Raw genomic sequence first — 24,369 nt, forward strand, 5'->3', positions numbered from 1 at the left:
GAGTCGGGTCCCACTCTGCTTTGCGGGCAATGACGCCCACGACATCGCACGGGTTATCCCAACTCCCGGTCTGACCGGTTCGCCATCACATCTCATCGCCCTTGCAACTGGTGAATGTCCTGCTCCTTCGCGTCTCGCTTCATCGGCACTGAACCAGATCAGGCTGCGGCGCTGATCGGCGCCCGGTAGGTTCCCCCGCGCGTCATGATCGCCCAGGCCACGCGTGCCGTCCGGTTGGCGGCGGCCACCGTGACGAGACGTGCCGGTTTGCGCGCCAGCATGGCAGGCAGGCGCGGATCAACCGATGCTGGCTGTATCCGCGCCCGTCGGACGAGCGAGGTCATGCCGACCACCAACAGCCGACGCAGGTAGCGGTCACCCATGCGTGAGATCCGGCCCATCCGCTCCCGGCCTCCCGAGCAGTTCTGGAGTGGCGTCAGACCCAGCGAGGCGGCGAACTGGCGGCCGGAGCGGAAGCGCTCAGGCTCAATAGCAGAAGCCGCCAGGGCCGTTGCCGAGATCACACCGATGCCCGGGATTGTAGCCAAGCGCTGCGACAGTTCGTTGGAGTGGTGCCAGGCCAGAAGCTCCTTCTCCAGACGGGCAAGTTGGAGCTGAACGGTGCCGATCTGATCCGCCAATCCCTGCCCCACCAGCCGAGCCGACGGCGGCACCTCGGGTGCCTCGCCAGCGGAAAGCCGCCTCGCCAGGCGCAAGGCATGGTGGAGGCCACGCGCCATCTCGATGCCGAACTCAGCCAGCAGACCACGCAGCATGTTCACAAGCTGCGTACGCTGCCTCACCAGCAGTTCGCGGGTCCGGTGCAACGCCAACGCCGCCTGCTGCTCGGCCGACTTGACCGGCACGAAGCGCATGGTCGGCCGCGTCACCGCCTCACAGATCGCCTCAGCATCCGCCGCATCGGTTTTGCCTCGCTTCACATAGGGCTTCACGTAAGCTGGCGGCATCAGCCGCACCGCATGGCCAAGCTTTGTCAGTTCGCGTGCCCAATGATGCGCGGTGCCGCAAGCTTCCATGCCGACGAGGCAGGCGGGAAGCTTGGCAAAGAACGGCAGAACCTGCGCCCGCCGCAACGCCTTGCGGAAGACAACGCGCCCTTCCGCGTCGACGGCATGGACCTGGAAGACGCTCTTGGCCAGATCGAGGCCCACGGTGGTGACTTGCATGACGGATGGCTCCTGTAACGTGTGGTCGCTGCGACAGCGCCACTTTTCCAGGCGGCAGAATGCCGTCAACGGGAGCGGGAGCCATCCACCCCATCTGCTTTGAAGTGGCTGCCGTAATTTCTGAATGACGGGATTGGGGCGCAGAGCTGGCATTTGCAACGTGGAGAACTAAGGCCGGCAACGGGTCGCACTTTCTCGCTCGGCGGGGCTCATTCGCGCGATGCCGGCGCGGGCTTTCAACTCGGAACCGTTGCTGTCTTCAGACAGAGGGGAGGGGACTGGCGTCCAACCTTCTCCGCCTGCCGGCGAACCCGGCAGGTGGTAGCAGCTGCAACTTCTGATGCGTCGGCATAGGGTTACCGCAAAGCGTGCTGCGGTTGCCGAACCGAGTTCTTCACCGCGCCATACTGGGTTTACTCCAACCCCAGCCTTCTCTTCAGGCGTTCGGCGTGCGGCCGCCCTCCACCTTTGCGGCCGGGTTCGGCTCGGCGAAGCTGGTGAAGGGCACGACGCAACGGTTCGCCACGCCCAGCCAGCGCGTCCAGTGCTTGAGCGCCTGGAAGTCGCCGAAGGACGTCCCGAGAGTCTCGATCCTGATCGCCGCGAGACAATCCGTCTGCTGCTCGACTTCGTTCATCCACGCTTCTCCGCGCCGCTGCGTTCCAGAAAGTCGGCAAACCGCGCAAACGAAAAGGCGAGCGCGAAATAGATCAGGCCGATGAAGAGGAAGGTTTCCGTGGAGGGCGCGGGCCACGCCGGGTCGGAGAGTGCGGCCTTGCCCGAGCTGATCAGGTCGAAAAGCCCGACCACCAGCACGAGGCTTGTGTTCTTGATCATCACGATTATCGTGTTGGTCAGCGCCGGGATGACGATCCGGATCGCCTGCGGCAAGATGATCAGCCTCTGCGTCGTCCAGTAGCCCAGGCCGAGGGCCTTGGCAGCTTCCGACTGGCCGCCCGGTATGGTCTGCAGGCCGCCGCGCAAGACCTCCGCGAGATAGGCGGCGGCAAAGATGGTCAAGGCGAGCAAGGCGCGCACGAACTTGTCCGGCAGCAGCGACTCCGGCAGGAACAGCGGCAGGAGGATCGACGCTACGAACAGCAGGCTCAGGAGCGGCAGCCCGCGGATCGTCTCGATGAAGAGCACGCTCAGGGTACGGACGACCGGGAGGCCCGACCTGCGCCCCAGCGCGAGCAAGATGGCGGCCGGAAAGCCGAGCCCAATGGCAAAGACGGTGAGGATCAGGGTCACCGGCAGCCCACCCCACGCGCTTGTCGGCACGCCGGCTAGCCCGAAGCCGCCACCCATCAGCCACAGGACAACCACCATCATGCCAACCCAGACGAGTCCCAGCCGGGGCCGCCATGCGGAAGGGCGTGCGGACGCGACGAGCGTCATGATGATCAGGACACACACCAGCCCGGCGCGCCATCTTTCCGTCGGCGGATAGATGCCGAACAGGATCTGGCCGGACTTGGCGATCACGAAGCTCCAGCAGGCTCCGGTCGTGGCCGCGCAGGTTTCCGGTTCCGCAGGGAATATGGCCGCCTTGAGGACTGCCCAGTCCAGGAGCAGCCACCCGAGTCGGGCCATCAGCCAAAGCAGAACCAGGGTAAGCGCGGCATTCAGCGGCGTGCCGAAGAACGGCGCGAGACGACGAAGCAGTGAGCGCATGTCGGGCCCGGCGGCACGCGCGATCGTATTGGACGCTGTATCGGCCATGTTTCAGCGCTCCACGATGGCAATGCGCCGATTGTAGGCGTTGAGCAGCGCGGACAATGCCAGGTTCACGGCTAGAAAGACCCCGAGGATGATGGCGACGCCTTCGATCGCATGGCTGGTCTTGTTGATCATGGTGCTGACGACCGTCATGAAATCCTGGTAGCCGACGACGATTGCCAGAGTGGAGTTCTTGACCACGTTGATGTACTGGCTGTTCAGCGGCGGAACGATGCTGCGCAACGCCAGCGGCACGACCACGAGCCGGTAAGTCTGGCCTCGCGACAGCCCCAGCGCCGTCGCCGCCTCCCACTGCCCTTTGCGAACGGCCAGAATGCCGCCGCGCACGATCTCGCCGATAAAGCCGGCGGTGTAAAAGGTGAGCCCGATCAGGATCGTGGTCAGTTCCGGCGTCAGCGACCAGCCGCCTGCAAAGTTCGCTCGGCGGAATTCAGGGATGTCCAGAGAAGCGGCGTCACGATAGGCGAACAGAAAGATGCCGGCGCCCACCGCAATGAGCAGCCACGCCGAACGTACGTAGGCGGGGCGGAAACCTGTCTCGACGTGGCGCCGCCGCGCGGCATGGGAAGCCATCAGGAGAACGGCGGCACTCGTGCCAAGGAACGCCACCGGTGCAAGCGCCGAAGCGGACCAGATGAGCGCCGGCATCGAGAGGCCTCGCACCGAGATGTGCGTGCCGGGCGCGAGCTTCCATGCCGCCGTGGCGAGCGGCAGGATCTCCCACCACAGCGCGTAGTTGAAGATCAGCAGGACAAGCAGCGGCGTGTTTCGCGCCACCTCCACCCAGACACGGCACAGGCCGCTCACCAGCGGGTTGCTGCTCAGGCGGCCAATGCCGATGAACAGGCCGATCAGGCTGGCCAGCAGGATGACAAGGACGGAGATGAACAGGCTGTTTGACAGGCCGACGATGGCGGCCCACCAGTTCGGATCGGAAGCCGAATAAGGCAGGATCGTTTCGGCGATCTGGAAGTTTGCCGGCCGCCAGAGAAACCCGAAACCGAGCGGAATTCCGCGAAGCTCGAGGTTTCGCATCGTGGCCGTGAGAAGCACGAACCCGAGAGCGGCGAGGCCTGCCAACAAAGCGGCCTGAACCACGATCGCCCGAATTCGAGCATCCTGCAGCATCTCTGCCTCCTTGCCCATATGGCCGCCCGACCTTCGCCGGACGGCCGTCCGCGGTCACTTGAACGGGATGGGGAACAGTATTCCACCGTCGCGCGGCAGCGCGTTGAGGCGGCGTTCGGCCTTCAAGGGGCTGTCCTCGCCGAGATTGCGCGCGAAGACCTCGCCATAGTTGCCGACTTGCTTGATCACGTTGTAGATCCATTTGTCGTCGAGCTTGAGAGGCTCGCCGATGCCCGGTTCCACACCAAGCGCCTTGCGGGTTTCGTCGTCCGTCGCACTTGCGGCGATTTCATCGACATTCTGCGATGTGATGCCGCGCTCTTCCGCCCACACCATGGCATTGAACGCGTAGCGGACGATATCGAACCAGCGGTCGTCGCCACGAGGTATGGCCAGAGCGAGCGGCTCCGTCGTCGCACCGCTCTGGAAGATCGCGTGCTCATCGGGATTGCCGGCAACAGTCGCTCGCTGTCCAGCGATCGCGAAACCGTCGCTCATGTAGCCGTCACACCGCCCACCGAAATAGGCGTCGCGCGCCAGGATGGTGGAATCGAAATAGACGCGCTCGACCTTAACCTGATTGCTCTGCTCAATGATGTCGAGTGCATTCTCCACCAGGCTGCCACCGCCCTGAAGGCAAATGGTCAGCCCGTCGAGATTGGCTGCGGTCTCGACGTTCAGCGACTTGCGCAGCATGATCGCGTCCCCGTCCACGAGATTGATGGCAACAAACCGGACAGCGACGTCGCGGCTATACGTCCAGGTCGTGGTGCGAGATAATACGTCGACCTCGCCCGTCTGGACGGCCGGTATCCGCTGGGCGGCGTTCAGCGGCACGAACTGGGCCTTCTGGCTGTCTCCGAAGAAGGCGGCGGCGACCGCGCGGCAGCTGTCGACGTCGAACCCGGTCCAGACTCCCTTGTCGTCGGGACGGGAAAGCCCGGGCACCCCCTGACTGGCGCCGCAGCTGACATAACCGCGTTCACGCACCTTGTCCGTGATGGATTGCGCATTCGCCGACCCGGCCCCGATCACGACCAATGCCGCGGCGGCGGCAAACTGAATTGCAAGTTTCATCTGCGTCATCGCTCCTCTTTCTGTAGTTCCCTCTGATCAACGGCATGTTTGCGCACGCTGTGCGTGGTACCGGCGGACAAGACTGCCAGAGCCGCCTCGATGTCCGCCTGCAGATCCTCGACGGGTTCGAGCCCGATCGAGAAACGGATGAGTTTTCTCGACGTGGAGCCAGGTCCGCCGTTTGATCTGAACGGGACCTGAGGTGTGACGATGCTGTGGGTGCTGCCCCAGCTCGCGCCAATGCGGAAAATCCGCAAAGCGTCCACGAATGAGGAAGTGCTGTTCTGATAAGGGACCGCCAGTTCTACGGAGAAGAGGCCGCTCGCTCCGCGGAAATCGCGTTTCCAGAGATGATGCCCGGGATCGCCGGGCAGGGCTGGATGCAGCACCCGTGCTATTTCCGGACGCCCGATGAGCCAATGCGCCAGGGTCAGCGCCGAGACCCCTTCCCGCTCCATCCGGAGCGGCATCGTCTGAAGGCCACGCAAGGCCAGGCTCGCATCGTCGGCCGATACCCCCAGCCCCATCAGGCGGCTGACGTCCTTCATGCGACGGAAGAGCGCCTCGTTGCGGGTCACGAGAGCACCGATGAGCACATCCGCATGCCCCCCCGCGTGCTTGGACAGCGCCTCCATGACCATGTCCGCGCCCAGGTCGAGCGGGTTGCAGTGGAGCGCGGATGCCCAGGTGTTATCGGCCAGCACGCGCGCTCCCAACGCATGCGCCGCTTGAACGATGGTGGGAATGTCCTGGATCTCCATCGTGTTCGAGCCCGGGGACTCGACCACGACCACCCGAGTGCGATCGTCAATCAGGGCCCCTATGCCGGAGGCGATGGTCGGGTCGTAGAGCACAACCTCGACGCCAAACGCAGCAAGCATGTCCGTGCAGAATGTGCGCGTCGACCCGTAGGCAGAAGCCGCCACCAGGACGCGGTCTCCGGCTTTCAGGAGCGCACTGAGAGCAAGGACCGTCGCAGACTGCCCGGAAGGCAGGCACAGGCAATGCTCCGCCGCATACAATTCGGAAATGCGCGCCTCCAGCGTGCGGCTGGTCGGTGTGCCGTAGAGCCCGTAGGTGTAGCCATCGTAGAACTGCTCATAACGCCGCTCGAAGGCGTCGGACGTGGGAAAGACGATGGTCGAAGCCCGCGTCACCGGAACGGCAAGGCTGGCGAAGCCCGCGTCGCTTGCCGGCTCGGCACGCAGCAATCTGGTTTCTGTCTTCAAGGTCAATCTCCTGCATGCAGGTGTAGCCCAGCGCACCTATGTGCGATAATGCTGCCGTGCGGGGTACATTATGCGCTGGTGTTATCATGCATCTGGGAGAGCTTGAGGCGTTCGACGCCGTCATGCGGATGGGCAGCACAAATCGCGCCGCCGACTTCCTGGGCATCAGCCAGCCGGCGGTCAGCCGCGCCATTGGTCGCCTTGCCAGATCCACAAGGCTGACCTTGTTCCGCCAGGTTGGCGGACGTCTTGTGCCGACGCCTGAGGCGTTGAGCCTGCACGAGGAAGTCCAGCGCGCTTTTGTTGGCCTCGACCAGCTGCGCGCCCGCGCCGCGATGATCCGCGAATTCGGCGCCGGTGGGCTTCGGCTGGCCTGCTACCCCGCGCTCGGTCTGTCCTTCGCACCCAAAGCGATCCAGCGATATCGAGCCAAGGACCGGTCAGGACACGTGACGCTCCTAATCGCAGGTTCAAACGCGGTGCGCGACATGGTCGCCTCCGGGCAGGCAGATGTCGGGCTGGCTGCCGACGAAATCGACGTGTCGCGCGTATCTACGCAGCCCTTCATGTCGGCGCCCGCCGTGTGCGTCATGCCGGCAGGCCATCGCTTGTCCAGCCGCCAAACTGTTTCGCCCACAGACCTCGTCAGCGAGCCGTTCATTGCTCTTTCACCGGATGACACCGTCCGCAGGCGGATCGAGCGTATTTTCGCAGAAGCCGACATGCAGACGCGCACGGTGGTCGAAACGCAATATTCCGAAGTGGTGTGCAATTTGGCGCTTGAAGGCGTTGGTGTTGGAATTGCCAACTCCATGACCTTCAGGGCCAGCAAATTCGAACAGCGTGGCTTGGTCGCTCGCCCATTCCATCCGAGGATCGCGTTTAGGGCCCTCATCCTCACCGCAAAGGAGCGATTGAAATCTGCGCAAACACAAGCACTTGTTGCAGCGCTTCATGACACACGCAAGCAATTCGGTGTCATGGCCGCCCCTACCATGACCGATGACTAGTCCAGGGTAGATCGTCAGCGTGAGAGCCGCATCACCGGAACACTGCCTGTGCGTGTGAGCCAGCCGGTTCTAGACGATCCAGAGATTGGCATTGTGACGTGATCGTCGCAAAAATGGTCATGTCGCATACGCGGTTGCGCTTGGGTCTGAGATGGCTGGATCGGCATCGTTACAGGCCAAACGCGATGAAGTTAATGCCCGGCAATGGCTTGACCCTGTAGCCGCTTCAGGGTGCACGTTGCCGCTAGAATGAACTTCGAGATATCCAACATCGGCATTGTGACGGCAGTCGCGGCGGGAGCGGTTTCGTTCCTGTCGCCCTGCGTGCTGCCGCTTGTTCCAGGATATGTCTCGTTCATCGCTGGCCGGGCGGGCGCGGCAACACGCCACCGGGCGGCGGTCATGCTCCTGAGCCTGGCCTTCGTGCTGGGGTTCTCGACGGTCTTTGTTGGCTTGGGCGCGAGCGCGACGGTATTCAGCCGCCTGCTGCGCGCCTACAGCTACGAGGCCGGGATCGTCGGCGGCGCGATCATCGTCGCGTTCGGCCTCGTCACCGCCGGGTTGGTGCGCATTCCGTGGATGCAGAACGACCTGCGCTACCACGGCAGGATTCCCAGCGGCGGACCGCTCGGGGCTTATCTGCTGGGCCTTGCGTTCGCCTTCGGATGGACGCCTTGCATCGGTCCGATCCTCGGGGCGATCCTCACGGTCAGCGCCGTCTCCGCCACCGCAGCTGACGGCATCGTGCTGCTGTCGCTCTATTCGCTCGGCCTCGGCGTGCCGTTCGTGCTTGCCGCCCTCTTCACCCAGACACTGATGGGAAGCTTGCCACGCATGCGGAGGGCAGGCCGATACCTGCAGGTCGGCGCAGGCGGCATCATGATCGTGATGGGCGTCGCGATGATGACCGGACAGATGACGCGCTTCGCGTTCTGGCTCCTCGAAACCTTTCCCGCATTCGGGAGCATCGGATGAGCGACGTCACCCGCGAAGGATCATGGCCGCCGCTGTTCGCGGCCTTCGCGATCGCGCTGGCCGCCAGTCTCTCCGTGCTTTTCGTCGGCGAGGTGATGGGTCAGGTTCCCTGCAATCTCTGCTGGTTCCAGCGCGCCTTCATGTTCCCGCTGGCGGTCGTGCTTGGCCTGGCTGCCCTCCGCTCAGAAACGCATATAGCGGTGTATGGCATCGCGCTTGCGGTCGGCGGTTGGCTGGTCGCCGGGTTTCACACGCTTCTCTACGCCGGGATCATCCCGGACCGGATCCAGCCCTGCACGGCAACCGGCCCGTCCTGCTCCAGCGCCGACATGACGATCCTGGGCATGCCGCTGCCGGCGCTGTCGCTCGGCGCGTTCAGCGCCATCATTATCCTGCTCCTTCTCTCGCGCCGGAGGTCCGCGCCATGAATCGCCGCACTGTCGTCATCGGGACGGTCGCCCTTGCAGCCGCCGGCTTCGCTGCCGCCGCGGCGTACTATCCGGGAGGCCGCGCGCCAGCCGCCCCGGAAGGGGAAAATACCCTCGTTCGGCCCCATTCCCCGGTGATAGGTCCGGCCGACGCGCCGGTAACGATCGTCGAATTCCTTGATCCGTCCTGCGAGGCGTGCCGTGCGTTCTACCCGATCGTGAAGCAGATCCTGGCTGCCTACCCGGAGAAGACGAGGCTGGTGATCCGCTACGCGCCGCTGCACGAAGGCTCCGACGAGGCAGTGCGAATTCTCGAAGCCGCCCGCGTTCAGGACAAGTTCGTTGCCGTTCTCGAGAAGCTGTTCTTCGAGCAGCCGAACTGGGCGGTCCACGGCGCTCCCGATGTCGAAGCCGCCTGGCGTTTTGCGGGGGAAGCGGGGCTGGATGTCGCGAAGGCCCGCGGCGACGCGAAAGCCCCGTCCGTGGTCGCCGTGCTCAACAAGGACATCGAAGACATGAAGGCGGTCGGGCTACAGGGCACGCCCACCTTTTTCGTCAACGGCAAGCCATTGTCATCGTTCGGTCCGCAGCAGCTCCATGATCTCGTGGCAGCCGAGGTGAAGGCCGCGGACGGCGCGCAGACGCAGTAGCGATCATCCCGAATCGGGCTTGGCAATCCGTCTGACGATCTCCCGCGCATCGTCGCCGACGCCCATGACCAGTGCCGAAGCCCGGTTGCGCTGCCAAGGGCGTCCCAGGAAGTAGAGGCCGGGCACGGGAGAGATGCCACCGTCATGGATCGGCGATCCCCGCCCGTCCTTCGTCCCCGGCACGTCGAGCCATCCGAAGTCGTCGGAGTAGCCGATCGCCCAGACGACGGCCGCCACCTCGGCGCTGCTGCCGTCCGCGAAGGTGGCGGTCCTGCCTTCGGCCTTGACGAGACGCGGGGCCATGGCGACGCCCGCTGCGGCCAGTGCCGCCAGGCTCCGCCCCCTGTCGGGAAACGGGTCGGCCTTCCGCATGATCCGGCCCAGGAAGGACTCGGCCCTGACGCGCATCAGGCCGAGGCTTCGCAGCCACCACCAGACGCTCCTTCCCATGATGCGCTCGGGAAAGAGCTTGCGGTGCTTCCCGGCGGCCAGCAAGGTCTCTCGCGTGGCTGCCAGTTCCACCGCTATGTCGCGCCCCGATGCGCCGTCGCCGACGACCAGCACGCGGCCCGCGGGGACGCTGTCCGGCCCGCGGTAGGACTCGGGATCGAGCTGGACTATCGATCCATCGAAGCCTGATGCGATGGCGGGCTTCACGGGCACCTGGAAGCCGCCCGTCGCGACGATGACTGCGCTCGCGCAGACTTCGGTTCCGTCCGAGAGCCGGGCGCGGAACCCGGTGCCCTCGGAGACGAGCCGGGAGACGCATGCGCTGGTCAGGACAGGCAGCGCGAACGCTGCGGCGTAGGCTTCGAGATAGTCGGCGAACTCGTCCCGTGTGGGATACCCCCCCGGATCGCCAGAGAGCTTCAACCCGGGGAGCTGGCTGAAAGCCCGTGGCGTGAACAGCGTCAGGGAATCGTACCGCCTGCGCCAGCTGTCGCCGATGCGCTGCGCCGCCTCGACGATGAGGAACTCCAAGCCGGCCTGCTTCAGGTGATAGCCGGCGGCAAGCCCTGCCTGGCCAGCGCCGACGACGAGGACATCCAGAATTGGGTCAGGCATCGGCGAGCCGCCTGAGCTTAGCCAGCACGGTCTCGCGCGGCTCGTGCAGGTCGAGGGTTCCCGCGAAGCGGCCCTCGCCGTCCATGAGGATCACGCCGGCGGTGTGGTCCATCGTGTAGCCACCGTCGTCGGTCGGAACCTTGCGGTAGTGGGCGGCGAATGCCTTCACCGCCGCGTCCGTCGCCGCCTTGTCGCCTCGGAGGGCTATGATGCGCCCGTCGAAGGCGGTCATGTATTCCGCCAGCACCGATTGCGTGTCGCGTTCCGGGTCGACCGTGATGAATAACGGGGTGATGCGGTCAGAAGCGGGACCGAGGTCGGCCATCAGGTCGGTGAGCTCATAGAGCGTCGTCGGGCAGATGTCCGGGCAATGGGTGAATCCGAAGAAGACGAGGTAGGGCTTGCCCGCCAGCTTGGCGTTGTCGACGGTGTCGCCCTTATGCGAGCTCAGTTCGAATGGGCCGCCGACGCGGGCCGTTCCCGTCTCGACGGGTTCGGGCAACCCGGTCCCCGGCAGCAGGCCGCCGAAGCCGATCAGCAAGCCTGCCAGCACGGCGACGGCAGCCCAGGCGGCGATCCGGAACATTCTCAGGCCGCTCAATTGGACCCTCCATGCCCAGAGTGGTCCTCAGGAGCCGCCTCGTCCGCCCTGCGCTGGACGACAAACTCGACCTCGACTGCGCCCGCCTTCTCGAACACGAGGGTGGCCGGGAACCGCTCGCCGTCCTTTAGCTGCCGCTCCGGCCCGATGAACATGACGTGCAGCTTCTCGGCCGCGAAATCGACGGTCGTTCCGGGTTCCAGCGGAAGGCCCTCGACAGGCCGCATGCTGGCCACGCCGCTCTCGATCGCGGAGCGATGGATCTCGGCCCGCTCCGAAAGGGGGGAAGATATTTCAACCAGGCGGTCGGCCTCCGCGCCCGAGTTCGTCAATGTCATGTAGCCGCTGGCAACAGGGGCCGATGGCGGCGTCGGCCGCGACCAGGGATGGCCAATCTCGATCATTCCGGCCTTGAACTCATGGGCAACCGAGGGAGCCATGAGGGCGATAAGGGCGGCAAGTGCCGCCGCGGTTCTGCGAAACACGTCGATGTCCTTCCAGTTACTTCGATGGCCGATAGGCCAGCAGCCTGAGAGCGTTGGCGGTGACGAGCACGGTGGCTCCGGTGTCGGCGAGGATCGCCATCCAGAGCGTCGTCACGCCGAAGAGGGTGGTGGCGAGGAACACGGCCTTCAGTCCCAGCGCCAGCGCGACGTTCTGCCAGATGTTGCCGAGCGTCGCCTGCGACAAAGCGACCAGATCAGCCACGCCTTCCACCCGGTCCCTGAGCAGAGCCGCGTCCGCGGTCTCCAGCGCCACGTCGGTGCCGCCACCCATGGCGATGCCGACCGAGGCGGCAGCGAGCGCGGGTGCGTCGTTGATGCCGTCGCCGACCATCGCGATCGGGCCGGCCTCCTTCAGCCTGCCGATCTCGGCGAGCTTCGCGTCGGGCAGCAGTTCGCCGCGGGCTTCCACGCCCAGCCCGGCCGCGATGGCGTTGGCCGTGCGCTGGTTGTCGCCGGAGAGCATCACGACGGCCACGCCGCGGTCCTTCAGCCGCCGTACGCCTTCCGCCGCGTCGTCCCGCGGCTCGTCCCGCAGCGCGATCAGCCCCTCGACCGTCTTGCCTGCCATGAGGACGACGACCGTCTTGCCCTCGCCTTCCAGCGCCTCGATGCGGTCCCGCACGTCGGCAGGTACTTCCGTCTCCTCGGCGGCATGGCGGGGCGACCCGACGGATGCAAAGCCGGACTTGAGCCGCGCGGTGACCGCCTTGCCCGGAACCGCGATCCCGCCGCCGAAGGTCGCCGGAAGTTCGAGCGCACGCTCCTTGGCAGCCTCGACGATCGCCACGCCCAGCGGATGGCTGACGTTCCTCTCGACGGCGGCCGCCTTGGCCAAGACGTCGTCCTCGGCGCCGACGACGGCGACCACGTCGGTGACTTTGGGATGGCCGCGGGTCAGCGTGCCCGTCTTGTCGAACGCCACGGTCGCGACCTTGCCGAGCGTCTCGAGTGCAGCGCCGCCCTTGATCAAGAGGCCGTGCCGCGCCCCGGCGGCGAGGCCCGACGCGATGGCCGCCGGGGTCGAGATCACCAGCGCGCACGGGCAGGCGATCAGCAGCGTCGCGAGGCCACGGTATATCCAGGTCATCCAGTCGCCGCCGAAGAAGATTGGCGGTACGACGATGATGAGGGCCGCGACCGCCATTGCGCCGGGCGTATACAAGCGCGAGAAGCGGTCGATCATACGCGCGGTCGGAGCCTTCGATTCCTGCGCCTCTTCGACCATGTGGATAATCCGCGCGATCGTGTTGTCGGCCGCCACATGGGTGATCCTGACGCGCAGTTCGCCGTTGGCGTTGATCGATCCCGCGTAGACCTTCGCCCCGGCCTCCTTGAGGACCGGGACGGACTCGCCCGTGACGGGCGCTTCGTTCACTTCGGACGAGCCTTCCTCGACGACGCCGTCGGATGGGATCCTGTCTCCGGGGCGAACCACGACGCGGTCGTCGATGGCGAGATCTTCGACGGACACGGTTTCGGTCGAACCCGAAGTCATTCGCAGCGCGGTGCGCGGCACGAGGTCGATCAGCGCCTCGATGCCCGCCCGCGCCCGTCCCGCCGCGACGGTCTCCAGGAGTTCACCGACAGCGAAGAGGAAAATGACCACGGCCGCTTCTTCTGCCTCGCCGATGGCCACGGCGCCTAGCGCCGCGACGGACATCAGCGTCTCGATCGAGAAGGGTGAGCCTTCTAGCGCCCCGGCGATCGCACGGCGCGCGAACGGCACGACGCTGACCAGTGCGGCAGCAGCGAAGAGCCAAATATCCCACTGCGGCAGCGCCCAAGCCGCAACAAAGGCAGCTGCGAACAGCGCGCCGGTCACGAAGACGAGACGCGCCTTCGTTCCGCGCCACCATGGCTCCCTTGTCCGTTTCGTCGGCAGTGCGGATGTCGTCTTGGGAACTTGGCCGACGGGTTGATATCCGAGCGCGCGAACCTTGTCCTCGATCACGCGCCGCTGCGTCCGGTCTTCATCGACCTGCAACGTCAGCGTCCCGGCCTGGTAGCTGACATTGACATCGCTCACGCCGGGCAGCCGCTGCATTGCGGTCTCGATCTTCATCGCGCAGGACGCGCAGTCCATGCCCTCGATCTGCAGCTTCAGCTGGCTTGCGGCAGCCATTTGCGTCACCTCGACATTCTCGACGTGACGCACTAGCTAGGGGCTGTAGTCACTACAGGGTCAAGCGATGAATCCGAACATTATGACGATCGGCCACTTGGCCCGCGAGACCGGTACCAAGGTCGAAACCGTCCGCTTCTACGAGAAGTCGGGGCTGCTGCCGAAGCCCACCCGCACCGAAGGCAACTACCGCTCCTACGACCGGGCGCACCTCAACCGACTGAGCTTCATCCGGCGCGCCCGCGATCTGGGGTTCTCGCTCGACCAGATCCGGGCGCTCTTGGCGCTCTCCGACGATCGGGACCGCTCGTGCTCCGCCGTCGACGAAATCGCTAAGGAGCATCGACGGGAGGTCGAGCGGAAGATCGTCGACCTGCAGTCGCTGAAGAAGGAACTCGACCGGATGATCGACCAGTGCGGCTGCGGCGTCGTCGCCGACTGCCGGATCATCGAGTCGCTGTCTCCTCCGGATGCGTCAGGCAGCATCTTGTAGCTGTTTTACGCGGCGCCGCGCAGAAGACGCTCAGCAACGGCAATGCGGCCGATTGCGGAACCGGCAGCTTTCGGCCGACAAGGACGCGGACATTAGCCCAAGCAGCCTGATTCGATGCTGGCCCTTGACAGTTTGCGGTCTCAAATACGGGAGCCATCCGCTTCAGCATCAAGAGGAAAGTGGGGAGGGGGGTGATGCCATTCCACCAGGCCCAGAGGCGGGGTAGCCATCCGGATCGTCGGGGAGCGCGAGGCCCGGCAATTGGCTGAAGACATGCGGTGTAAACAGGATGACCGAGCGTAGTGGTTCCGTCAGCTGTTCCCGACGCGGCATGGCTTCCAGGATCAGGAACTCCAGCCCCGCACGCCTGAGATGGTATCCAGCGACAAGGCCCGCTGTCCGCTGCCGATTACCAGGCCCAGCTGCCCATCAGGCATTGACGAGCCGCCGCAGCGTAACGAGCCCGGTGTCGCGCGGCTGTTTGCATGTCGAGCGTGCCCGCGAAGCGGGCCGTCCGCGGCCATGACGATCACGCCTCCGGTATGGTCCATGGATTAGCGGCCGCTCTCGAACGGAACCTTTTGGCGTCTCCAATCCGATTGCCAAGACAAACATTCAATGCTATTGCAAATCATTCGCATTTGCATGTGGTCGACGATGACTGAGATCGTTGCTTGGGTCCGTAACAAGATCAGCCGGCGTGGTCTGCTCTGGGGAGGCTTGTCGGCTGCCGGCGGCAGCGTGATCTGCGCCGGCGGATCGCTCGCGCAATCCGGGCATTCCGGTCACGCTCCCGGATCGCCGCTCGCTTCCGCCCCACAGGACCATCGTGCGGCCCATGGCGCCATGATTACCGTGGGCGACGTCGACGATACCCGAAACGGCTTTGAGCCCACGAACCTGCTGACGGACTGGGATACAGGGACCGTATCGCGCCTTCCGGATGGGCGCGTCCTGCGCACTTTCGAAGTGGAGGCGCTCGACAAGGAAATCGAGATCGCCCCTGGCGTGATGTTTCCGGCCTGGACCTACAATGGCAGAGTGCCGGGCCCTTCGTTCAGGGCAACCGAGGGCGACGTGCTCCGCATCGTCTTCAGGAACCTCGGCTCGCACCCGCATTCCATGCACTTCCACGGCATTCATTCAGCCCGCATGGATGGCGTGCCGGGGGCCGGAATGATCGACCCGGGCGATGAGTTCGTCTACGAATTCGACGCGCGGCCGTTTGGCTGCCACCTCTATCACTGCCATGCCTTGCCGCTCAAACGGCACATCCACAAGGGCATGTACGGGCTTTTTGTGATCGACCCCGACCCGGCTCGTCACCCGGAACATGAAGAGGTAGCCCGCTCCCGCCTGCTCGGTACGCCCGAGAACGCGCAATGGCAGGAGTTCGCCATGGTGATGAATGCCTTCGACACCAATTTCGACAACGAGAACGAAGTCTACGCCGTAAACACGGTCGCACATGCCTACGCCAAGCGGCCGATCCGGGTGGTGCGCGACAGGCCGGTCCGCATCTATCTGGTCAATGTCGTCGAGTTCGACCCGATCAACTCCATCCACCTACACGCAAACTTCTTCGACTATTTCGACCAGGGAACAACGCTCACCCCGACCCTGAAGACGGTCGACCTGATCATGCAGTGCCAGGGGCAGCGCGGAATCATCGAATTCACCTACAAGGATCATGAACCGGGCCTGTACATGTTCCACGCCCACCAGTCGGAATTCACCGAACTCGGCTGGTCTGGCATGTTCGACGTCACGGATGAAGTCGCATGAACGAGGCTACCCAAATCGCCACCGCCGACGCGACCCCGGTTACGGAAAGAAAGTCGCGCCTCGCCCTGTTGTGGTTGATCCTGCCAATTGCCGCTCTCGGCCTGGCGATTGCCTGGCTGATCACCGCCGATCCGCTGAAGAGTTTCAGCAACGGCGCTCCTCCGGTCGAGAATCTCGCCTTTGAGCGGATAATCCTTTCGTCGAATGGCATCGACGTTCTGGTGCGTGCCGGCGGCTCCCAGCCGATGAGCATCGCCCAGGTCCAGGTCGACGATGCCTACTGGCAGTTCACCCAGGAGCCTGCCGGACCGCTCGCCCGCGGCGCCACGGCATGGCTGCACTTACCCTACCCCTGGACGCTTGGAGAGGCTCACGCGATCACTATCGTCACCAACACCGGCGTCACCTTCGGACACACGATCGCCGTGGCGGTCCCGACCCCGACGCGGGATGCGACAAGCCTCGTCCCGCAGGCGATGCTGGGGCTGTTTGTCGGGCTCGTGCCTGTCGTCATCGGCATGATGTTTTATCCCGCCCTGCGCGGCGTCGGCCGCAACGGCATGAATTTCCTCCTCGCTTTGACCGTCGGCCTGCTGGCATTCCTGGCGGTTGATGCAACGGCGGAAGCCTTCGAACTTGCCGGCAAAGCCGCGGCACTGTTTCAGGGGCAGGCAATGGTGGTGCTTGCCGCCGCCGCCTCGTTCCTGCTGCTGATGGCTGCCGGCCGGCGCGGCGGCGCGCCCACCGGGCTGTCCCTCGCCGGTTTCATTTCGCTCGGCATCGGCCTTCACAATCTTGGCGAAGGGCTGGCCATCGGCGCGGCCTTTGCCGCCGGCGCGGCTGGATTGGGAAGCTTCCTGGTCTTCGGCTTCATGCTCCACAACATCACCGAGGGCATCGGCATTTCCGCGCCGCTGCTGAAGAAGCAGCCCCCCATCTGGATATTCGCCGCGCTGGCGCTGCTTGCCGGCGGCCCGGCGGTGATCGGCCTGTGGCTGGGCAGCCTTGCCTATGCGCCGCAGTGGTCAGCGCTTGCGCTGGCCGTCGGCGCCGGCGCGATCCTGCAGGTCATCGTCGAAGTCACAGCCTATCTCATGCGATCGGATGGAAGGGGGAAGTCGGCGCTGACATCCACGGCGACGATCGCTGGACTCACCACTGGGGCTGCTTTCATGTATGTCACCGCCATGCTGGTGAAAATATGAAGCGCGGCAGTTCGCGGCAACGGACCCGCGCGACATTGATCGCGGGGATTATGGCAATTCCGCTGGCGATATTTCTGGGAGAAGCGGCCATCGGGCATGAAGGTGCGACCGGAATAATCGCCGCGCGTATGACCGTCATGGCGGAAATGGCCAAAAGCATGAAAGCGATCGGCGAGAGTCTCGACGGGCGCCGGGAGTTCAATGCCGGCGCTGCGCTCGCCGCGGCCAGGGCACTTCACCAGAACTGTCACATCGCCAGCGAGCAGTTCCCTACAGGAACCAGTGACCACCACAGTCGGGCATCGCCGGCCGTCTGGGAAAATAGGGACGGCTTCGACGCGGAAATGACGCGGTTCGATGCGGCGGTCAAATCTCTCATCGTCGCCGCCGAAACTGGAGATGCCGAGAGCATGAGGGCACCGTTCCGGGAAGTCGGTCGGAGCTGCTCAAGCTGCCATGAACGATTCCGCCTGTCCGAGCGGTAGACTTCGTTCGGGGCGATACGGGGAAGCGTCACCTTAGGCGAACACCGCCGCCGCCGCCGCCAGAACGACCTAGCGCCCAGCCGGCCAGCATCCCGGCGTAGCTCGGCGCCATCGGCCCAACAAGTGTTCGCGCCCACCGCCGGCATCATCGTCAACGTGAAGTCTGGTCCTCAAACCAATCGGCCGTGTCGATGGCTGGTATCGGCCAGGGTCTCAATGACCCGGCACTCGGCGACCTTGCCATGCGAGCAGCCGTCGATCATGCGTTGCAGTTCGTCACGGAGTGCCTGGAGGCTACCAATCCGCCGTTCCACCTCGGCAAGATGAACCCTCGCCGTCGCATCCGCGGCCGCGCAGGACTGCTGCGGGTGATCCTGCAACTCGAGCAGGGTACGGATCGCATCAATTTCGAACCCCAGCTCGCGGGCATGCCGGATGAACGCCAGACGCTTGAGATAGGCCGCGGTGTAAAGCCGCCGATTGTTGTCCCGGCGTACCGGCGCGGGCAGCAGGCCGATCTGTTCGTAATAGCGGATTGTCGGCACCTTGACGCCGCTCGCACGCGCCGCCTCGCCGATCGATACTTCGCGCATTTTTTGGGCTTGCTCCTCTAGTGGCTAGAGGATGTAGCACTGGGCAAACAGCTCGGAAAGACCTCCCAATGACAGAATCCATCACCACTCGCTTTCGCGTTGACGGCATGGACTGCGCGAGCTGCGCGGCCAAGGTCAGCAAGGCGGTCCAGGGCGTGAAGGGGGTCAGCGCGGCCGACGTTTCGGTGACCGCCGGCACGCTGCAGGTGACCCACGGCCAGGACACGGACCTCGATGCAATCGCGCAGCGTGTGACCAGCCTCGGATATCCCGCCCGCGCGGCCGGAACGAATGCGCAGAGCGATGCGCCAAGCCGAGACAAGCCATCAACACCGAACCACGCGCATGATCATCACGGACACGGCCAAGAGCATGATCACGACCATCGCCATGACCAGGCGGCGGGGCAGGCGGCGGCCGGGCTGCACGGCCACGACCACGGGCCCACCAGCGGCCCCTGGTGGCGCTCGCGCAAGGGCATTCTGACGATCCTGAGCGGAGTGGCCCTGGCGGCCGCATGGGCCGTCGGCCGGGCCGTTCCGTCGCTCGACGTGTATGCCTTTACCGTGGCGATGCTGGTCGGCCTGCTGCCGATCGCCTGGCGCGCCGTGGTGGCGGCCCGCTTCGGCACGCCGTTCTCGATCGAGATGCTGATGACCATAGCCGCAATCGGTGCGGTGATCATCGGTGCGGCCGAGGAAGCCGCGACCGTGGTGCTCCTCTTTCTGATCGGCGAGCTGCTGGAAGGGGTCGCCGCAGGCCGCGCCCGCGCCAGCATCCAGTCCCTGACGCAGCTGGTTCCGAAGACCGCCCGGCTCGAGGAGAACGGACAGACCCGCGAGGTCCAAGCCGACACCCTGTCGGTCGGTGCGGTCATCGTGGTGCGGCCTGGCGACCGGGTCCCGGCGGACGGCGAGATCATCGAGGGCAGCAGCGCCATCGACGAGTCTCCGGTCACTGGCGAAAGCGTGCCGGTCCGCAAGCAAACCGGCGACAGCGCGCTCGCCGGCACCATCAACGGCGACGGCGTGCTGCGCGTTCGCGTGACCGCGGCCGCGGCCGACAACACGATCGCCCGCGTGGTGAAGCTGGTCGAGGAGGCGCAGGAGAGCAAGGCGCCGACGGAGCGGTTCATCGACCGCTTCTCGCGCTGGTACACGCCCGGCGTCGTGGCGATCGGCGCGCTGGTTGCCGTGGTCCCCCCGCTGGCGTTCGGCGGCGACTGGTACGAGTGGATCTACAAGGGCCTGGCGCTGCTGTTGATCGGCTGCCCGTGCGCGCTGGTGATTTCCGTGCCGGCGGCGATCGCCGCGGCGCTGTCCGCCGGTGCCCGGCGCGGTTTGCTGATGAAGGGCGGCGCGGTTCTCGAGCGACTCGGCCAGATCACCGCCGTGGCGCTGGACAAGACCGGGACGCTCACCGCCGGCAAGCCCCAGGTCACCGACATCATTCCGTTCGGACGCAACGAGCAGGAGATCCTGCAGCTCGCCGCCGCCCTCGAGGCGGGGTCGAGCCACCCGCTGGCCCTAGCCATTCTCGGCAAAGCCCAGCAAGCCAGGGTCGCGGCACCGGCCTCCTCGCAGGCGAAGGCGATCGGCGGCAAGGGCGTGGTCGCGACCATTGACGGCGCCGAGGTGTTTCTGGGTTCGCCGGCGGCGGCAGAGGAGCGTGCTCCGCTCAGCCCCGAGCAACAGGCCGAGATACGTTCCCTTAACGACGCCGGCAAGACCGTCTCGGTGCTGGTGGTCGGCAATGAACCCGCAGGCGCAATCGCCATGCGCGACGAGCCGCGGCCCGACGCTGCCCAAGGACTGAAAGCGCTCTCAGACGCGGGTATGCAAACCGTGATGCTCACCGGCGACAACGCCCGCACGGCCAAGGCGGTTGGTCAGCAGCTAGGGATCAAGGTCAGAGCCGAGCTCCTTCCCGAGGACAAGCAGCGTATCGTCGGCGAGCTGCAGAAATCCGGCCTCGTGGTGGCCAAAGTCGGCGACGGCATCAACGACGCGCCCGCGCTTGCTGCGGCTGACATCGGCATCGCCATGGGCGGCGGCACCGACGTCGCGCTGGAGACCGCCGATGCAGCGGTCCTGCACGGCCGCGTTTCCGACATTGCCGGCATGGTGCAGCTGTCGAGAGCGACGATGGCCAACATCCGCCAGAACATCACCATCGCGCTGGGGCTGAAGGCCGTGTTCCTGGTCACCACCCTGATCGGCATCACCGGGCTGTGGCCGGCGATCCTGGCCGATACCGGCGCGACGGTGCTGGTGACGGCCAATGCCCTGCGCCTGCTCGGCTGGCGTGCGGCATGAGGCCGGACACGCTGGTCATCGCTACAACGTAACCAGCTTATCAGCCGCGTGGCGCGAACAAGATCACCCCTGCGGCCCGCACGGCAAGCGCGCCGCCCGCGAAGTCCCATAGGTCCGGCCGATGCCCTCCGCCAGCACAACCAAGTCCATGAGGCCGCGATGTAGATGCCGCCGCCATAGGCTGCCTAGGCCCTACCGGCGGAGTCGCCAGGGACGAGGGTCAGCAAAGACGCGAACAGCATCAGCGACAGGATGGCCGGCGCGAGCCCGAGCACCGACTTGCCCTGGCGCAACCCGACCCAGAAGGCCAAAGCCGCGGGCAATTTCGGCGAGGGCCGCGCCGATAAAGATCCGCGCGCTGGTAAAGACGACAGGCATGAGATTGCGTTTTTCGGGTTGTCAAGTCCGTCGGGAACCCTGCCGTCGATCGTTGCTGCATTGTGGCCGCTGCTGCCATTGATGAACTTCACCGTATCGCCCGGTGCTGGACGAAATCGGGCTCGTAGACCATCGCACCGGACGCGTTGCGGTTCAGCATCTTGACCTGATGCGTCTCGGCATCGGCCGCGGGCGCTGCGGCCAGAAGCAGCGCAGGCGCATTGCGCATCGCCTTTGCTTTCACGAAGCGGGATGGAACCGGAAGATCCTCGCGCCGTCTCCGGGATCGGTGATGATGCTGACGCGGACGCCGAACACCGAACTGACACGCTCGAGCGTCAAGACATCGTCCGGCGCGCCCAGCGCCACGAGCCGTCCGCCCGACATCACCCCGACCCGATCGCAGGAAAGCGCCTGATTGAGGTCGTGGAGGGCGACCACGGACGTGACCGGCAAGCTGGCGACAAGGTTCAGGATCGAGAGCTGATGCTGGACGTCGAGATGGTTCGTCGGCTCGTCGAGGAGGAGGATCTGCGGGCGCTGCGCGAGCGCGCGCGCCAAATGCACACGCTGACGCTCGCCGCCGGATAACGTGGTCCAGGAGCGCCGCTCAAACCCGGACATGTCGGCATCGGCGAGCGCCTGCGCCACGATCCGATCGTCCTCGGCGGACCAGGGCTGCAGCGGCGTCAGCCACGGCGTTCGGCCGAGTTGTACAGCGTCCTTCACGGTGATCGCCTCGGTCGTTTCGGAATGCTGCTCAAGGAAGGCAATCAGTCGCGCCGCCGCGCGTCGCGGCATCGCTTCCAAGGCTTGGCCCTTGACAAGCACGCTGCCCGAGGTCGGCTGCCGAATGCCGGCCAACAGCTTCATCAAGGTGGACTTGCCGGAGCCGTTCGGGCCGACAAGGCCCAGTGTCTCGCCCTCGTTCACGACGAGGTCGACGCCCGTGACGATCGGCTTGCCGCGTGCCGACCAGCCGAGATTGCGTGCCTCCATGATCATGCGGCGCGACGCCCGCGGACAAGGATCAGCGCGAAGGCCGGCGCGCCGACAAGCGCGGTGATGACGCCGATCGGCAGCACCTGTCCCGGTATGATGGTGCGCGACAGCACGTCGGCCGCGATCAGGAAGGCGGCGCCGATGAGTGCCGCCGCCGGCCCGAGCCTGCCGTGGCGCACGCCGACCAGGAACCGTGCCGCATGCGGGATGACCAGTCCGACAAATCCGATCGACCCGACGATGCTGACCATGACGGCCGTCACCAGTGCGGTGAGGCCGATCAGCACGATCTGCACCCGGCGCACCGGTACACCCAGCGATGATGCCGACTCCGCGCCGAAGGCGAAGGCGTCGAGCGCCCGGGCATACCAGATGCAGGCAGACAATCCGACAAGCGCGACGGGGACCGCCAGCCAGACGTCCGGCCAGCGCGCACCGCTGAGGTTTCCGAGCAGCCAGAACATGATGCCGCGCGCCTGTTCGGCATTGGCCGACTTGGTGATGATGAAGGAGGTGAGAGCGTTGAAGAGCTGCGAACCGGCGATGCCCGCAAGTACGATCTGGCCGGTGCCGTGCAGCGTTGCGCCGCCGCCTGCGGCTCGCGCCAGCATCGCCACGATCAGGAACGCGGCGACCGCGCCGGCGAAGGCACCGAGCGACATCGAGATCGCACCGGCGCCAAGCCCGGCGACGGTCACCGCCACTGCGCCCGTCGAGGCGCCCGCGGAGATGCCGAGGAGATAAGGATCGGCAAGGGCGTTGCGCAGCAGCGATTGCAGAACCATGCCGGAGATCGCCAGGCCCGCTCCGCAGCAGGCGGCGACGATCGCGCGCGGCAGGCGGTAGTTCCAGATGATCCCCATGTCGATCGGGTCGATGGCGTAGGTCGAACCGAGGATCTTGTTGGACAGGGTCTGCAGCACCGTGGCGACCGGGATCGGCGTCTCGCCGATGCAGGTGCCGGCGAGCACCGCGACCGCCAGCGCCATGAATCCGAGCGTCCCCCGGCCGAGCCGGGAGACGTGGATGGCTTGCGAAGACGTGCCGCTCACTTGGCCAGTCCGAAGTCCTTGAGCGACTTGGACAGCACCTCGATGCCGGCCACCGTGCGGATGGTCGCGTCCATGGCATGCGCATCCATCACGACGATGCGGTTGTTCTTCACCGCCTCCATCTGGCTGGCGACCGGATCGGACTTCAGGAACGCCAGCTTCTTCTCGTGATCGTCGGCGGCAAAGCGGCGGCGATCCATCTTGGCGATGACGATCAGCGTCGGGTTAGCCTTGGCGATCGTCTCCCAGCCGACCACCGGCCACTCCTCGTCGGATTCGACGACGTTGCTGATGCCGAGCTTGTCCATCATGTAGGCGGGAGCCCCCTTGCGGCCGGCGACATAGGGATCGATCTCCATCTCGGCGCTGGAGAACCAGAACACGGCCGAGACATTCTCGAGATTCAGCGCCCTGGCCTCCTCGATCGCCGCATTTTCGCGTTCGCTGAGGCTGGCGACGAGTTCCTCGCCCTTGTCCTGGACGTCGAAGATCTGCGCCAGTTCGCGCACGCCCTGATGGATGGTTTTGGTCGAGAACAGCTCGCTGCGGGTGCCGTCGACTCCGACCATATTGTCCTTGGCGACGCAGTCGGCGGGCAGGACATAGGTCGGGATGCCGACATCGTGGAACTGTGTGCGGCTGGCGACAATCCCGTCCGGACCGACGTGCCAGATGAACTGCACCGTCACCAGTGCCGGCTTCTTGGCGACGACGCTCTCGAAGCTCGGGTCGTTGTCGGCGAGCCGCTCGACCTTGTCGTTGATGTCCTTGAACTCGGGCAGGACGTCGTTGAACCAGACGGAGGTACCGGTCACCTTATCGCCGAGCCCCAGCGCATAAAGCACTTCGGTGGCGGCCTGGCCGACCGTGACGGTCGAGGCAGGCGCGTTTTGGAAGGTCAGCGTCTCTCCGCAGTTTTCGAGGGTAAGGGGGTATTTCGTCGGCTCAGCCGCCGCGATGGCGGTGAGAAGCCCGAGGCTGCCCGCGGCCAGGACAAGACGTGACACGGTCATGGTGCACAGATCTCCGATCGGTTGCTGGCCGGGTCTCGGAGGTACGGGTCAGGACGGCAATGACCGGCGACACGCCCGAAAGGACGTGAACCTGCTGCACACCAAACGTGCCTTGCATCATCGACAAACCTCCCCGGACGCCCCGCCGGCTTGATGAGTTACGGACGTCGGTAGGTCTCCTGACTGACGGGTCTTCGTCTCTCTCGGCCTTCCCGGGTGTGCAGCCCAGTGGCATGTTCGAGAGGGACTGGCCGCCTACAGTTGCGGGGGCAGTTTCGGTTCGCGGCAAGCCGCGGCGAATTCCCTGTTACTTCCTTGCGGAAACCGACG

Annotated in this window: 23 protein-coding genes, 2 pseudogenes and 1 riboswitch; of the genes and pseudogenes, 9 read left to right on the forward strand and 16 right to left on the reverse strand. The window is 65.4% G+C overall.

Going from position 1 to position 24,369, the window contains the following annotated elements:
* Window positions 1–158 precede the first annotated feature (158 nt).
* From HUI96_RS25435 to metC, 6 genes and pseudogenes are all read right to left on the reverse strand, one after another.
* Entirely contained in the window at window positions 159–1,187 is a 1,029-nt protein-coding gene (locus HUI96_RS25435) for an IS110 family transposase (protein WP_188257502.1), read from the reverse strand.
* Window positions 1,188–1,626: 439 nt separating this feature from the next.
* Window positions 1,627–1,734 (reverse strand): annotated as a pseudogene (locus HUI96_RS25440) (SOS response-associated peptidase); the annotation flags it as partial.
* An 86-nt stretch (window positions 1,735–1,820) separates the two neighbouring features.
* Complete coding sequence (locus HUI96_RS25445) at window positions 1,821–2,909, reverse strand: amino acid ABC transporter permease (RefSeq protein WP_188257503.1); 1,089 nt, start codon at window positions 2,907–2,909, stop codon at window positions 1,821–1,823.
* A 3-nt stretch (window positions 2,910–2,912) separates the two neighbouring features.
* Entirely contained in the window at window positions 2,913–4,055 is a 1,143-nt protein-coding gene (locus HUI96_RS25450; protein ID WP_188257504.1) for an amino acid ABC transporter permease, read from the reverse strand.
* A gap of 54 nt (window positions 4,056–4,109) precedes the next feature.
* Complete coding sequence (locus HUI96_RS25455) at window positions 4,110–5,132, reverse strand: amino acid ABC transporter substrate-binding protein (RefSeq protein ID WP_188257505.1); 1,023 nt, start codon at window positions 5,130–5,132, stop codon at window positions 4,110–4,112.
* Window positions 5,133–5,137: 5 nt separating this feature from the next.
* On the reverse strand, window positions 5,138–6,361 hold the full coding sequence (gene metC, locus HUI96_RS25460; RefSeq protein ID WP_188257506.1) for a cystathionine beta-lyase: 1,224 nt from the start codon (window positions 6,359–6,361) through the stop codon (window positions 5,138–5,140).
* An 86-nt stretch (window positions 6,362–6,447) separates the two neighbouring features.
* Here metC and HUI96_RS25465 point away from each other — a divergent pair, with 86 nt between their 5' ends.
* The 4 genes from HUI96_RS25465 (at window position 6,448) to HUI96_RS25480 (ending at window position 9,424) form a co-directional block, all read left to right on the forward strand.
* Complete coding sequence (locus HUI96_RS25465) at window positions 6,448–7,371, forward strand: LysR substrate-binding domain-containing protein (protein WP_237684368.1); 924 nt, start codon at window positions 6,448–6,450, stop codon at window positions 7,369–7,371.
* Window positions 7,372–7,620: 249 nt separating this feature from the next.
* Entirely contained in the window at window positions 7,621–8,346 is a 726-nt protein-coding gene (locus tag HUI96_RS25470) for a cytochrome c biogenesis CcdA family protein (RefSeq protein WP_188257508.1), read from the forward strand.
* Entirely contained in the window at window positions 8,343–8,774 is a 432-nt protein-coding gene (locus HUI96_RS25475) for a disulfide bond formation protein B (RefSeq protein ID WP_188257509.1), read from the forward strand. The genes HUI96_RS25470 and HUI96_RS25475 overlap by 4 nt, the downstream gene beginning before the upstream one ends.
* A complete protein-coding gene (locus tag HUI96_RS25480) occupies window positions 8,771–9,424 on the forward strand; it encodes a DsbA family protein (protein ID WP_188257510.1) in 654 nt (217 codons plus the stop codon). Before HUI96_RS25475 ends, HUI96_RS25480 begins: the two co-directional genes overlap by 4 nt.
* Before the next feature lie 3 nt (window positions 9,425–9,427).
* Here the strand turns inward: HUI96_RS25480 and HUI96_RS25485 are convergent, their stop codons facing one another.
* The 4 genes from HUI96_RS25485 to HUI96_RS25500 are packed head-to-tail and all read right to left on the reverse strand — an operon-like array spanning window position 9,428 to window position 13,718.
* On the reverse strand, window positions 9,428–10,489 hold the full coding sequence (locus HUI96_RS25485) for a flavin-containing monooxygenase (protein WP_188257511.1): 1,062 nt from the start codon (window positions 10,487–10,489) through the stop codon (window positions 9,428–9,430).
* Entirely contained in the window at window positions 10,482–11,090 is a 609-nt protein-coding gene (locus HUI96_RS25490) for an SCO family protein (protein ID WP_188257512.1), read from the reverse strand. The genes HUI96_RS25485 and HUI96_RS25490 overlap by 8 nt, the downstream gene beginning before the upstream one ends.
* The gene (locus HUI96_RS25495; RefSeq protein ID WP_337918632.1) at window positions 11,087–11,575 is read right to left on the reverse strand and encodes a copper chaperone PCu(A)C; all 489 of its coding nucleotides are present in this window, start codon (window positions 11,573–11,575) and stop codon (window positions 11,087–11,089) included. The genes HUI96_RS25490 and HUI96_RS25495 overlap by 4 nt, the downstream gene beginning before the upstream one ends.
* A gap of 16 nt (window positions 11,576–11,591) precedes the next feature.
* On the reverse strand, window positions 11,592–13,718 hold the full coding sequence (locus HUI96_RS25500) for a heavy metal translocating P-type ATPase (RefSeq protein WP_188257513.1): 2,127 nt from the start codon (window positions 13,716–13,718) through the stop codon (window positions 11,592–11,594).
* Between the two features lie 67 nt (window positions 13,719–13,785).
* On the opposite strand from HUI96_RS25500, the gene HUI96_RS25505 reads away from it, so the two are divergent.
* The 4 genes from HUI96_RS25505 to HUI96_RS25520 all read left to right on the forward strand — a co-directional run bounded on the left by HUI96_RS25505 (window position 13,786) and on the right by HUI96_RS25520 (window position 17,686).
* The gene (locus HUI96_RS25505) at window positions 13,786–14,211 is read left to right on the forward strand and encodes a MerR family transcriptional regulator (RefSeq protein ID WP_188257514.1); all 426 of its coding nucleotides are present in this window, start codon (window positions 13,786–13,788) and stop codon (window positions 14,209–14,211) included.
* A 657-nt stretch (window positions 14,212–14,868) separates the two neighbouring features.
* Entirely contained in the window at window positions 14,869–15,996 is a 1,128-nt protein-coding gene (locus tag HUI96_RS25510; RefSeq protein ID WP_188257515.1) for a multicopper oxidase domain-containing protein, read from the forward strand.
* Window positions 15,993–17,201, forward strand: a complete 1,209-nt coding sequence (locus HUI96_RS25515) for a metal transporter (RefSeq protein ID WP_210320325.1) — start codon at window positions 15,993–15,995, stop codon at window positions 17,199–17,201. The genes HUI96_RS25510 and HUI96_RS25515 overlap by 4 nt, the downstream gene beginning before the upstream one ends.
* Window positions 17,198–17,686 carry a cytochrome c gene (locus tag HUI96_RS25520; protein WP_237684369.1) on the forward strand — a complete coding sequence of 163 codons (489 nt, stop codon included), beginning with the start codon at window positions 17,198–17,200 and terminating at the stop codon, window positions 17,684–17,686. The genes HUI96_RS25515 and HUI96_RS25520 overlap by 4 nt, the downstream gene beginning before the upstream one ends.
* A 170-nt stretch (window positions 17,687–17,856) precedes the next feature.
* On the opposite strand, the gene HUI96_RS25525 is transcribed toward HUI96_RS25520, so the two are convergent.
* The gene (locus tag HUI96_RS25525) at window positions 17,857–18,279 is read right to left on the reverse strand and encodes a MerR family transcriptional regulator (protein WP_188257516.1); all 423 of its coding nucleotides are present in this window, start codon (window positions 18,277–18,279) and stop codon (window positions 17,857–17,859) included.
* A gap of 68 nt (window positions 18,280–18,347) precedes the next feature.
* On the opposite strand from HUI96_RS25525, the gene HUI96_RS25530 reads away from it, so the two are divergent.
* On the forward strand, window positions 18,348–20,594 hold the full coding sequence (locus tag HUI96_RS25530) for a heavy metal translocating P-type ATPase (RefSeq protein WP_188257517.1): 2,247 nt from the start codon (window positions 18,348–18,350) through the stop codon (window positions 20,592–20,594).
* Window positions 20,595–20,634: 40 nt separating this feature from the next.
* Here the strand turns inward: HUI96_RS25530 and HUI96_RS25535 are convergent.
* From HUI96_RS25535 to HUI96_RS25555, 5 genes and pseudogenes are all read right to left on the reverse strand, one after another.
* A pseudogene (locus HUI96_RS25535) lies at window positions 20,635–20,972 on the reverse strand (YnfA family protein).
* Between the two features lie 88 nt (window positions 20,973–21,060).
* Entirely contained in the window at window positions 21,061–21,201 is a 141-nt protein-coding gene (locus HUI96_RS25540) for a hypothetical protein (protein ID WP_188257518.1), read from the reverse strand.
* A gap of 11 nt (window positions 21,202–21,212) precedes the next feature.
* The gene (locus tag HUI96_RS25545) at window positions 21,213–21,977 is read right to left on the reverse strand and encodes an ABC transporter ATP-binding protein (RefSeq protein ID WP_188257519.1); all 765 of its coding nucleotides are present in this window, start codon (window positions 21,975–21,977) and stop codon (window positions 21,213–21,215) included.
* The gene (locus HUI96_RS25550; RefSeq protein WP_188257535.1) at window positions 21,974–22,963 is read right to left on the reverse strand and encodes a FecCD family ABC transporter permease; all 990 of its coding nucleotides are present in this window, start codon (window positions 22,961–22,963) and stop codon (window positions 21,974–21,976) included. The genes HUI96_RS25545 and HUI96_RS25550 overlap by 4 nt, the downstream gene beginning before the upstream one ends.
* Before the next feature lie 59 nt (window positions 22,964–23,022).
* Window positions 23,023–24,039, reverse strand: coding sequence for an ABC transporter substrate-binding protein (locus tag HUI96_RS25555; RefSeq protein WP_188257520.1), 1,017 nt, complete (start codon window positions 24,037–24,039; stop codon window positions 23,023–23,025).
* Between the two features lie 152 nt (window positions 24,040–24,191).
* Window positions 24,192–24,369: riboswitch (cobalamin riboswitch) on the reverse strand. This riboswitch is flagged as partial in the annotation.

This window comes from Pseudaminobacter soli (ex Zhang et al. 2022), assembly GCF_014595955.1.
GTDB lineage: Bacteria > Pseudomonadota > Alphaproteobacteria > Rhizobiales > Rhizobiaceae > Kumtagia > Kumtagia pseudosoli.

Excerpts from the sequence above, each read along its gene's own strand:
- HUI96_RS25435 (WP_188257502.1), bottom strand. The coding sequence starts at position 1,187 with ATGCAAGTCACCACCGTGGGCCTCGATCTGGCCAAGAGCGTCTTCCAG.
- HUI96_RS25445 (WP_188257503.1), bottom strand. The coding sequence starts at position 2,909 with ATGGCCGATACAGCGTCCAATACGATCGCGCGTGCCGCCGGGCCCGAC.
- HUI96_RS25450 (WP_188257504.1), bottom strand. The coding sequence starts at position 4,055 with ATGCTGCAGGATGCTCGAATTCGGGCGATCGTGGTTCAGGCCGCTTTG.
- HUI96_RS25455 (WP_188257505.1), bottom strand. The coding sequence starts at position 5,132 with ATGAAACTTGCAATTCAGTTTGCCGCCGCCGCGGCATTGGTCGTGATC.
- HUI96_RS25465 (WP_237684368.1), top strand. The coding sequence starts at position 6,448 with ATGCATCTGGGAGAGCTTGAGGCGTTCGACGCCGTCATGCGGATGGGC.
- HUI96_RS25470 (WP_188257508.1), top strand. The coding sequence starts at position 7,621 with ATGAACTTCGAGATATCCAACATCGGCATTGTGACGGCAGTCGCGGCG.
- HUI96_RS25475 (WP_188257509.1), top strand. The coding sequence starts at position 8,343 with ATGAGCGACGTCACCCGCGAAGGATCATGGCCGCCGCTGTTCGCGGCC.
- HUI96_RS25480 (WP_188257510.1), top strand. The coding sequence starts at position 8,771 with ATGAATCGCCGCACTGTCGTCATCGGGACGGTCGCCCTTGCAGCCGCC.
- HUI96_RS25485 (WP_188257511.1), bottom strand. The coding sequence starts at position 10,489 with ATGCCTGACCCAATTCTGGATGTCCTCGTCGTCGGCGCTGGCCAGGCA.
- HUI96_RS25500 (WP_188257513.1), bottom strand. The coding sequence starts at position 13,718 with ATGGCTGCCGCAAGCCAGCTGAAGCTGCAGATCGAGGGCATGGACTGC.
- HUI96_RS25505 (WP_188257514.1), top strand. The coding sequence starts at position 13,786 with ATGAATCCGAACATTATGACGATCGGCCACTTGGCCCGCGAGACCGGT.
- HUI96_RS25510 (WP_188257515.1), top strand. The coding sequence starts at position 14,869 with ATGACTGAGATCGTTGCTTGGGTCCGTAACAAGATCAGCCGGCGTGGT.
- HUI96_RS25515 (WP_210320325.1), top strand. The coding sequence starts at position 15,993 with ATGAACGAGGCTACCCAAATCGCCACCGCCGACGCGACCCCGGTTACG.
- HUI96_RS25520 (WP_237684369.1), top strand. The coding sequence starts at position 17,198 with ATGAAGCGCGGCAGTTCGCGGCAACGGACCCGCGCGACATTGATCGCG.
- HUI96_RS25525 (WP_188257516.1), bottom strand. The coding sequence starts at position 18,279 with ATGCGCGAAGTATCGATCGGCGAGGCGGCGCGTGCGAGCGGCGTCAAG.
- HUI96_RS25530 (WP_188257517.1), top strand. The coding sequence starts at position 18,348 with ATGACAGAATCCATCACCACTCGCTTTCGCGTTGACGGCATGGACTGC.
- HUI96_RS25540 (WP_188257518.1), bottom strand. The coding sequence starts at position 21,201 with ATGCGCAATGCGCCTGCGCTGCTTCTGGCCGCAGCGCCCGCGGCCGAT.
- HUI96_RS25545 (WP_188257519.1), bottom strand. The coding sequence starts at position 21,977 with ATGATCATGGAGGCACGCAATCTCGGCTGGTCGGCACGCGGCAAGCCG.
- HUI96_RS25550 (WP_188257535.1), bottom strand. The coding sequence starts at position 22,963 with ATGGCGCTGGCGGTCGCGGTGCTCGCCGGCACCTGCATCGGCGAGACG.
- HUI96_RS25555 (WP_188257520.1), bottom strand. The coding sequence starts at position 24,039 with ATGACCGTGTCACGTCTTGTCCTGGCCGCGGGCAGCCTCGGGCTTCTC.